We start from the raw sequence: 8,872 nt of genomic DNA, 5'->3' as shown, positions 1-8,872 counted from the left end.
TCGGGCCGATCCAGGCGATGTGCACGCCCTCGGTGACCAGCGCGGCGTCATCGATGATCGAGTAGCGCCCGCCGGCCATGGTCGCGGCGTGGCAGTTGAACCAGAGAGCTTGCATAAAGGTGTTCCTCCTCGCGGCGCAGCCGACACAGAATTCTGCCAACGGCTTGCAACCGGCCGCTACGGCAAATAAACGAGCCCATCGGGTGTCGTGCTTACAACAGCATGGCCGCCGCCCAGCCAAAGGCAATCAACGGCAGGTTGAAATGTAGGAAGGTCGGTACCACCGTGTCCCATATATGGTCGTGCTGGCCGTCGGCATTCAGTCCGGCGGTCGGCCCCAGGGTCGAGTCGGAGGCCGGCGAACCGGCGTCGCCCAGGGCTGCAGCGGTGCCGACCAGGGCGATCACCGCCAGCGGCGAGAAGCCGAAGCTCAAAGCCAGCGGCACGTATATGGCGGCGATGATCGGTACGGTGGAAAAAGACGAACCGATACCCATGGTGATGAACAGGCCCACCAGCAGCATGACCAGCGCGGCCAGGCCGCGGTTGTCACCGATCAGCTCAACCGAACCACTGACCAGCGTGGAAATCTCGCCGGTGGCCTTCATCACCGCGGCGAAGCCGGCGGCTGCAATCATGATGAAGCCGACCAGCGCCATCAACCGCATGCCCTGGGTAAATACATCGTCCTGCTCGCCCCAGCGAATCACCCCGCTGGAGGAAATCACGGCGAAGCCGATCAACCCACCGAACACCATCGACCCGGTCCATAACTGCACCGCCAGGGCCAGGACCAGCGACAGGCCGATAAGCACCAGCTGGCGAACGCTCAATGGCGTACTGCGGGCTTCGAGGTGTTCGCCGGCAACCGCCAGTTCCTCGTAGACTCGCTTGCGCCGATAGCTGAACGTCGCGACAACCAGACCGGCGAGCATCCCCAGCGCAGGGATCAACATGGCCTGCGGGGCCATCTCGCGGCTCACGCTCAGATCACTGCCGGCGGCCGCCTGGTTGATGTTGCCGATCAGGATATCGTTGAGAAAGATGGTGCCGAAACCGATTGGCAGCGACATATAGGTCACGGTAATGGCAAAGGTAATGGCACAGGCGGTCAGGCGTCGGTCCAACTGCAGACGGTTCATCACATGCAGCAGCGGAGGCACCAGGATCGGAATGAACGCAATATGCACCGGGATGATGGTCTCGGCGGCGAACCCGGCCAGAATCAGGCAGGCTAGCATGCCCCACTTGACCAGGGCCAACTCGCCACGCTGGTGGTGACTGCGCCCCAGATGCCCGACCACCCGGGCCGACAGGCGCTGGGCGATGCCGGTGCGCGACAACGCAACAGCAAACGCACCGAGGGTCGCATAAGCCAGCGCAACCGATGCACCACCACCCAGGCCATCATTGAAGGCGCCGATCACATCAGCGATAGGCATGCCCGCCGCCACGCCCCCCACCACCGCGGCCACCACCAGAGCGAAGACCACGGACACCCGCAACATCGACAGCGTGACCATGACCAGTACCGCCAGCACCACTGAGTTCATTGTTATTCCTTATGGATTACTCGAGTTCTTATTGTTTTTGGCCAAACCCTGGCGGCTTGGACACCTGTAGGCGTCCGCTTGCCGGCGATGCTCCAATTCAGCGAGGATCGCCAAAATGCCGCCCCGCCTTGGCTCCGACGGGCATGGTCCGGTATTTCGGCAAAAAGCCCCCCCTGCCCCGCTCACCGGCAGGGATCGAGAGGGTGAAGCGGAAGTATCAGTCCTGCGACGGCAGCAGCTTCTCCGGCAGCAACGCACTCAGGCAGCGCGAGGCGAGCAACTCGCTGGCCGCCTCGATATCCGGGGCGAAGAAGCGATCCTGCTCATAGTGGGCAACCCGCTCGCGTAGCGCCGCGCGCGCCTGCTCCAGTTTCGCCGAGGTCTTGCGCCCTTCGCGAAAATCCAGACCCTGGCAGGCGCCGAGCCACTCGACGGCGAGGATGCCGCGCACATTGTCGGCCATCTCCCACAGGCGCTTGCCGGCGGCCGGGGCCATGGACACGTGGTCTTCCTGGTTGGCCGAGGTCGGCAGGCTGTCGACGCTGTGCGGATGGGCCAGCGCCTTGTTCTCGCTGGCCAGCGCGGCGGCGGTGACCTGAGCGATCATGAAGCCGGAGTTGACCCCACCGTTGGCCACCAGGAACGGCGGCAACTGCGACATGTGCTTGTCCATCATCAGCGAGATGCGCCGCTCGCTCAGCGCGCCGATTTCGGCGATGGCCAGGGCCAGGTTGTCGGCGACCAGGGCCACCGGCTCGGCGTGGAAGTTGCCGCCCGAGATCACGTCGCCCTCGGCGGCGAACACCAGCGGGTTGTCCGATACCGCGTTGGCCTCGACCTGCAGCACCTCGGCGACATGACGGATCTGGGTCAGGCAGGCGCCCATCACCTGGGGCTGACAACGCAGCGAATAGGGATCCTGCACCTTGTCGCATTGCGCATGGGAGCGGGAGATCTCGCTGCTGGCGGTGAGCAGGTCGCGGTAGGCCGCCGCCGCGTCGATCTGCCCACGCTGACCACGGGCCGCATGGATGCGCGCATCGAAGGGCGCCCGCGAACCGAGCATGGCCTCGACACTGAGGCTGCCGCAGACCAGCGCCGCGGCGTACAGATCCTCGGCCGCGAACAGGCCGCGCAGGGCATAGGCGGTGGAAACCTGGGTGCCGTTGAGCAGCGCCAGGCCCTCCTTGGCCGCCAGGGTCAGCGGCTCGAGACCGGCGACCGCCAGCGCCTCGCGCGCCGGCAGCCATTCGCCGCGATGGCGCGCCTTGCCCTCGCCGAGCAGGACCAGTGACATGTGCGCCAGCGGCGCCAGGTCGCCGGACGCACCGACCGAACCCTTGAGCGGGATGTGCGGGTAGACCTCGGCGTTGAGCAGGGCGAGCAGCGCATCGATCACCTTGCGACGGATGCCGGAGAAACCACGGGCCAGGCTGTTGACCTTGAGCAGCATGATCAGGCGCACCAGACCATCGTCGAGCGGCTGGCCGACGCCGGCGGCGTGCGACAGCACCAGCGAGCGTTGCAGGTTCTCCAGATCCTCACTGGCGATGCGGGTCGAAGCCAGCAAGCCGAAACCGGTGTTGATGCCGTAGGCGGTGCGGCCCTCGGCGAGGATCTGTTCGACGCAGGCGACACTGGCCTCGATCGCCGCAGCAGCGCTCTCATCCAGGCTGACGCTCACTGCGCCCTGATGGACCCGACGCAGCTGGGCCAGGCTCAGTTGGCCGGGCAGAATATTCAGGGTGCTCATGTTCAGGCTCCTTTAACCGGGGTGATCATCGGCAGGTTGAGGCCCTGCTCGTGGGCGCAATCGATGGCGATCTGGTAACCGGCATCGGCGTGACGCATCACCCCGGTGGCCGGATCGTTGTTCAATACGTTGGCGATGCGTGCGGCGGCCTCATCCGTGCCATCACAGACCACGACCATGCCGGAATGCTGGGAGAAGCCCATGCCGACCCCGCCGCCGTGGTGCAGCGAGACCCAGGTGGCGCCGCTGGCGGTATTCAGCAGGGCGTTAAGCAGCGGCCAGTCGGATACTGCATCGGAGCCGTCGCGCATGGCTTCGGTCTCGCGGTTGGGGCTGGCCACCGAGCCGGAGTCGAGGTGGTCGCGGCCGATCACTACCGGCGCGCTCAATTCACCGCTGCGGACCATCTCGTTGAACGCCAGGCCGAGCTTGGCGCGCTGGCCCAGGCCGACCCAGCAGATCCGCGCCGGCAGGCCCTGGAAGGCGATGCGCTCGCGGGCCATGTCCAGCCAGTTGTGCAGATGGGCGTCATCCGCGATCAGCTGCTTGACCTTGGCGTCGGTCTTGTAGATGTCCTCGGGGTCCCCGGACAGCGCGGCCCAGCGGAACGGGCCGATGCCGCGGCAGAACAGCGGACGGATATAGGCCGGGACGAAGCCGGGGAAGTCGAAGGCATTGCTCACGCCCTCCTCCAGCGCCATCTGGCGGATGTTGTTGCCGTAGTCGAAGGTCGGCACGCCGAGCTGCTGGAAGTCCAGCATGGCGCGCACGTGCACGGCCATCGACTGCTTGGCCGCCTTGACCACCGCCGCCGGCTCGCGCTGCGCGCGCTCGCGGTACTCGTCCCAGTTCCAGCCGATCGGCAGGTAGCCGTTGAGCGGGTCGTGGGCGCTGGTCTGGTCGGTGACCATATCCGGGCGCACGCCACGCTTGACCAGCTCGGGGAGGATTTCGGCGGCATTGCCGCACAGGGCGATGGAGATCGCCTTGCCCTCGGTGCAGTACTGCTCGAGGCGCGCCAGGGCGTCGTCCAGATCCTTGGCCTGCTCATCGACGTATCGGGTCTTCAGGCGGAAGTCGATGCGGCTCTGCTGGCATTCGATGTTCAGCGAGCATGCGCCGGCCAGGGTCGCCGCCAGCGGCTGCGCACCGCCCATGCCGCCGAGGCCGGCGGTCAGTACCCAGCGGCCCTTGAGGCTGCCGGCGTAATGCTGGCGCCCGGCCTCGGCGAAGGTTTCATAGGTGCCCTGGACGATGCCCTGGCTGCCGATGTAGATCCAGCTGCCGGCGGTCATCTGGCCGTACATGGCCAGGCCCTTGGCGTCCAGTTCGTTGAAGTGCTCCCAGGTCGCCCAGTGCGGCACCAGGTTGGAGTTGGCGATCAGCACCCGCGGCGCGTTGCTGTGGGTCCTGAACACGCCGACCGGCTTGCCGGATTGCACCAGCAGGGTCTCGTCGTCATTCAGGTTGGTCAGGCACTCGACGATCTTGTCGTAGCACTCCCAGTTGCGCGCGGCGCGGCCGATGCCGCCATACACCACCAGCTCCTTGGGGTTCTCGGCCACGTCCGGATCGAGGTTGTTCATCAGCATGCGCAGTGGCGCTTCGGTCAGCCAGCTCTTGGCGGTCAGCTGATTGCCGCGCGGAGCGCGGATTTCGACATCACGGAAACGGGTCGGGTTGCTCACAAGAAATCCTCCAGGGAAAGACCGCCGTCAGCCTGACTATTGTTACGCGTTACGGCTGGGCATGCGCAGATCTAAACATGTATATACAGGTATGGTCAAGCAAGAAGTTTACTACCCCGCAACAGCACTTGGCCGCCGACCCAGACACCGGCACCACCGCGAAGCCCAGTGCACCCGATAAGGATAGCTCCCGCCCCGGAGCAGCAGCGCCGGGGCGGGAGGAACAATCGCCAGAGGCGAAGCGTCAGCCGCTCTCGCACAGGCGGGCAAAGCCCCCAATCAAGCCGGTTTAAGCCATTGCAAGCACTCGACCCAGCCATCGATGCAAAGTACAAAGGGATCAATGAAATGCCCGCCAAGCGCTCCCTGTCAGCCTGTCCGAGAATGGCAATCGACTACGAATTGTAGGTTGGCACTGAGGAGCGAAGCCTGCGCGGCCCGGTTTACGCCGCCCGACCTACGCGGCCCGACCCAACCTGCGAAATTTCATATTCTCGGACAGGCTGCCAGGAACAGGCTCGAATAGCCGTGAGACAGCCCAATCGATCGGAGCCACTGCCGCGCAGCCTGGGCGAGGGATTCAGCGCGGGGTCAGTTCGATCAGACAGCAGAGACCGCCAGCCCCGCCCTGCAGCTGCAGCTCGGTCAGCTCGGCGGCCTGCTCGATGCACAGGCAATCGTAATGCCCCAGGCGTGCAGCACTACCATCATCGAGGCGCACTTCGAGCGCCTGCGCGGCGCTGAACACCAGCACGACAGGCGCAGTACCGAATAGCCGCTGCGGTCGCTCCAGGGTCAGCCACTGCAGGCGCGCCGCATAGCGCTGCGGCGCATAGATCAGATTGAAATCGCGAATGGCGCCACCGAGCAGGCGGCACTCCACCCGACTGTCGCCGCCAAAGGCGAAGGGATCGAACGGCAACAAGGGCCGCGAGAGCACGCCGCTAACCTGCAGCTGCATGCCATCGCCCTCCAGCACGCTGATGATGCGCTGGTAGCCAGTGAACGCGGAGAAGCCGCCCGACTCGCCGATATCGGCGATCGACAGGCGCCAGCCGAAGCCTTCCAGGCCTTCGCCCCGATCGCGGGCGATTTCCAGGGTGCTGCCCGCGCCGTTCTTCCACGGCATACGCGGATAGTCGGCCGCGCGCAGGAGCTGCATCCGGCTCATGAACTGAAACGCCCCTCCAGCCGATGGCGCGAGCCCGGATGCACCAAGCGCGCCGAGGTCACCGCCTGCGGCCCCGACCAGGTGCGCCGGCGAATCAGCAGGCAGGGCTCGCCACGCTCGATCTGCAACAGCCGACATTCCTCGGCATCGGCGAGAATCGCCTCGACCACATGCTCGCCTTCGGTCAGCGGCGCGACCCGCGACAGGTAGGCATAGGGGGTCAGCCGGGTGAAGTCCTGCTTGAGGTAGTCCGGCGCCACCGCGGCATTGACGTAGCGGTCCTCCAGCTGCACCGGCACCTCGTTTTCGTAATGCACGATCAACGAATGGAAGACCTTCTGCCCTTCGCGCAGGTCCAGCGCCATGGCCCGCTCCGGATTGGCCAGCTCCTCACCCAGGCGAATCAGCTTGCTCTGATACCGATGGCCGCGGGCGTCGATCTCGTCGGCAATGTTGTTCACCGCGAACAGCGCCGAACGCCCCTTGGGCTCGGCGACGAAGGTGCCCACCCCCTGCATGCGCAGCAGCAGGCCGTCATTGGTCAGCTCGCGCAGGGCGCGGTTGATGGTCATGCGACTGAAGCCCAGCTGTTCCACCAACTCGCTTTCCGAGGGCACCCGATGGTGCGCCGGCCAGGCGCCACTGTGGATCTGCTGGACGATCATCTGCTTGACCTGGGCATACAGCGGCGCCGGTGCTTCACTGAGCTGAGCGGCAAGCGCGGATGGCTTCGAGAATGCTTTTGTCATGTATTGCTCCTTGTCGCCTGACCGGCAGTTTACCCGCGCCGCAAACACCTGTATATGTATATACAAATAAATTCTAGCAGCTGGATACGCATTATGCCCGCATTCTTCGCGCCCCGCGCCCTGCTCGCCCACGGCTGGGCGCACAACGTCCGCCTGGAGGTTGGCGCCTCCGGCAACCTGGAAAACATCATCGTCGACGGCTCGGACGCTGGCGCCGAGCGCCTGCGCGGCCCGCTGTTGCCGGGCATGCCCAACCTGCATTCGCACGCTTTCCAGCGCGCCATGGCCGGCCTCGCCGAAGTGGCCGGCAACCCCAACGACAGCTTCTGGACCTGGCGCGAACTGATGTACCGCCTGGTCGGCCAGCTCAGCCCCGAGCAGATCGAGGTGATCGCCCGCCAGCTGTATATCGAGATGCTCAAGGCCGGCTACACCTCGGTGGCCGAATTCCACTACGTGCACCATGACCCGCAGGGCCGGCCCTATGCCGACCCGGGCGAACTGGCCCTACGCATCAGCCAGGCGGCTCTGGATGCGGGCATCGGCCTGACCTTGCTGCCAGTGCTCTACAGCCACTCCGGCTTCGGTGGCCAGCAGGCGAATCAGGGACAACGGCGCTTTATCCACAGCAGCGACAGCTATCTGGCCCTGCAGCAGCGCCTGCAGCCGCTGCTCGAACAGCACCCGACGCAGCGCCTGGGCCTGTGTTTTCATTCGCTGCGCGCGGTGACTCCGGCGCAGATCTCGGCGGTGCTGGCCGCCGCCGACAGCAGCTGTCCGATCCATATCCATATCGCCGAACAGCAGAAGGAGGTCGACGACTGCCTGGCCTGGAGCGGTCGCCGGCCCCTGCAATGGCTGTACGAGCACGCGCCGGTGGACCAGCGCTGGTGCCTAGTGCACGCCACCCATGCGCAGGCCGATGAAGTCAGCCTGATGGCGCGCAGCGGTGCCGTGGCCGGGCTGTGCCCGAGCACCGAGGCCAACCTCGGCGACGGCATCTTCCCGGCGGTGGATTTCCTCGCCCAGGGCGGGCGCCTGGGCATCGGCTCGGACAGCCATGTCGCGGTCAACATGGCCGAAGAGCTGCGCTGGCTGGAATACGGTCAACGCCTGCGCGACCAGCGGCGCAACCGGCTGTATCGCAGCGATCAGCCGCTGATCGGGCGCAGCCTGTACGACGCGGCCCTGGCCGGCGGCGCCCAGGCGCTCGGCCAGCCGGTGGGCGTGCTGGCGCTCGGCAAGCGCGCCGACTGGCTGGTGCTCGATGGTGACGACCCCTATATCGCCACCGCCAGTGACGATGCCCTGCTGGGCCGCTGGCTGTTCGCCGGCAGCGAGCGGCAGATCCGCGATGTCATGGTCGGCGGCCGCTGGGTGTTGCGCGACGGCCAGCATGCCGGCGAACTGGAAAGTGCCAGGGCCTTTGCCCGAGTGCTGCGCGAACTGCTGGGTTAACAGGCCGCTGCAAACCTAGCCTCGGCTGCCGAGGCTAGTTGTCACGACAAGGCTGAAATGTCGGTTAATCGCCGCCTTACCCAGGTACCGCGATCCCCTCTGCAGGGTGGGTTAGCGGCGCTGATCGGGCACCGCCATCGCGGCGCGCCGCGTAACCCACCAAGCGATATCCCTGCGTTGCGCCGATGGTGGGTTACAGCGCAGCAGATCTTGCTGGCTCATCGCTATCGGCAGCGTGCGCCTAACCCACCCTAGAGTGATCCAAGGGCACGACGCTAGCCGGGGGCGCCTAGCCCGAGCTCGCACACGAGCCCGTTTTTAACGACGAATCGGCAACGCAGATAGTTTTTCAACGGCCTGCTGACAACCCCGCGAGTACTGGCATTGCCAGCGCCTTATTTCAGGCCCTTGCCCGAGAACATCACCACCTTGTCGCCGGCGTACTGCACGCTGATGAAACTCTGCTCGTCGCCCCAGGTGCAGCTGGTGATGCCCAAGAC

General features: G+C 65.7%; 6 protein-coding genes and 1 pseudogene. 1 reads left to right on the top strand and 6 read right to left on the bottom strand.

All coding sequences use genetic code 11. The annotated features are described in order from the left end of the window. Positions 1 to 212: 212 nt before the first annotated feature. The 5 genes from ABZE94_RS17970 to hutC form a co-directional block, all read right to left on the bottom strand. Positions 213 to 1,553, bottom strand: coding sequence for a Na+/H+ antiporter family protein (locus tag ABZE94_RS17970; protein ID WP_372877063.1), 1,341 nt, complete (start codon positions 1,551 to 1,553; stop codon positions 213 to 215). 217 nt (positions 1,554 to 1,770) lie between these two features. After that, on the bottom strand, positions 1,771 to 3,306 hold the full coding sequence (gene hutH, locus ABZE94_RS17965; protein WP_372877061.1) for a histidine ammonia-lyase: 1,536 nt from the start codon (positions 3,304 to 3,306) through the stop codon (positions 1,771 to 1,773). Positions 3,307 to 3,308: 2 nt separating this feature from the next. Further along, positions 3,309 to 4,994, bottom strand: coding sequence for a urocanate hydratase (gene hutU / locus ABZE94_RS17960; RefSeq protein ID WP_372877059.1), 1,686 nt, complete (start codon positions 4,992 to 4,994; stop codon positions 3,309 to 3,311). 580 nt (positions 4,995 to 5,574) lie between these two features. After that, positions 5,575 to 6,165 carry a HutD family protein gene (locus ABZE94_RS17955; RefSeq protein ID WP_372877057.1) on the bottom strand — a complete coding sequence of 197 codons (591 nt, stop codon included), beginning with the start codon at positions 6,163 to 6,165 and terminating at the stop codon, positions 5,575 to 5,577. Next, positions 6,162 to 6,914 carry a histidine utilization repressor gene (hutC, locus tag ABZE94_RS17950; protein WP_372877055.1) on the bottom strand — a complete coding sequence of 251 codons (753 nt, stop codon included), beginning with the start codon at positions 6,912 to 6,914 and terminating at the stop codon, positions 6,162 to 6,164. The genes ABZE94_RS17955 and hutC overlap by 4 nt, the downstream gene beginning before the upstream one ends. A gap of 93 nt (positions 6,915 to 7,007) precedes the next feature. Here hutC and ABZE94_RS17945 point away from each other — a divergent pair, with 93 nt between their 5' ends. Continuing rightward, positions 7,008 to 8,372, top strand: coding sequence for a formimidoylglutamate deiminase (locus ABZE94_RS17945; RefSeq protein WP_372877053.1), 1,365 nt, complete (start codon positions 7,008 to 7,010; stop codon positions 8,370 to 8,372). 395 nt (positions 8,373 to 8,767) lie between these two features. Here the strand turns inward: ABZE94_RS17945 and ABZE94_RS17940 are convergent. Then, positions 8,768 to 8,872 (bottom strand): annotated as a pseudogene (locus ABZE94_RS17940) (hypothetical protein); the annotation flags it as partial.

The sequence above is a fragment of the Pseudomonas sp. genome, assembly GCF_041601375.1.
In the GTDB taxonomy this organism is placed as follows: Bacteria; Pseudomonadota; Gammaproteobacteria; order Pseudomonadales; family Pseudomonadaceae; genus Aquipseudomonas.
Note: the sequence above shows the minus strand (reverse complement) of the source record. Positions and strands in the feature narration are given on the sequence as shown.

Coding starts and splice junctions, on each gene's coding strand:
- ABZE94_RS17955 (WP_372877057.1), bottom strand. CDS start 6,165: ATGAGCCGGATGCAGCTCCTGCGCGCGGCCGACTATCCGCGTATGCCG.
- hutH (WP_372877061.1), bottom strand. CDS start 3,306: ATGAGCACCCTGAATATTCTGCCCGGCCAACTGAGCCTGGCCCAGCTG.
- hutC (WP_372877055.1), bottom strand. CDS start 6,914: ATGACAAAAGCATTCTCGAAGCCATCCGCGCTTGCCGCTCAGCTCAGT.
- ABZE94_RS17970 (WP_372877063.1), bottom strand. CDS start 1,553: ATGAACTCAGTGGTGCTGGCGGTACTGGTCATGGTCACGCTGTCGATG.
- ABZE94_RS17945 (WP_372877053.1), top strand. CDS start 7,008: ATGCCCGCATTCTTCGCGCCCCGCGCCCTGCTCGCCCACGGCTGGGCG.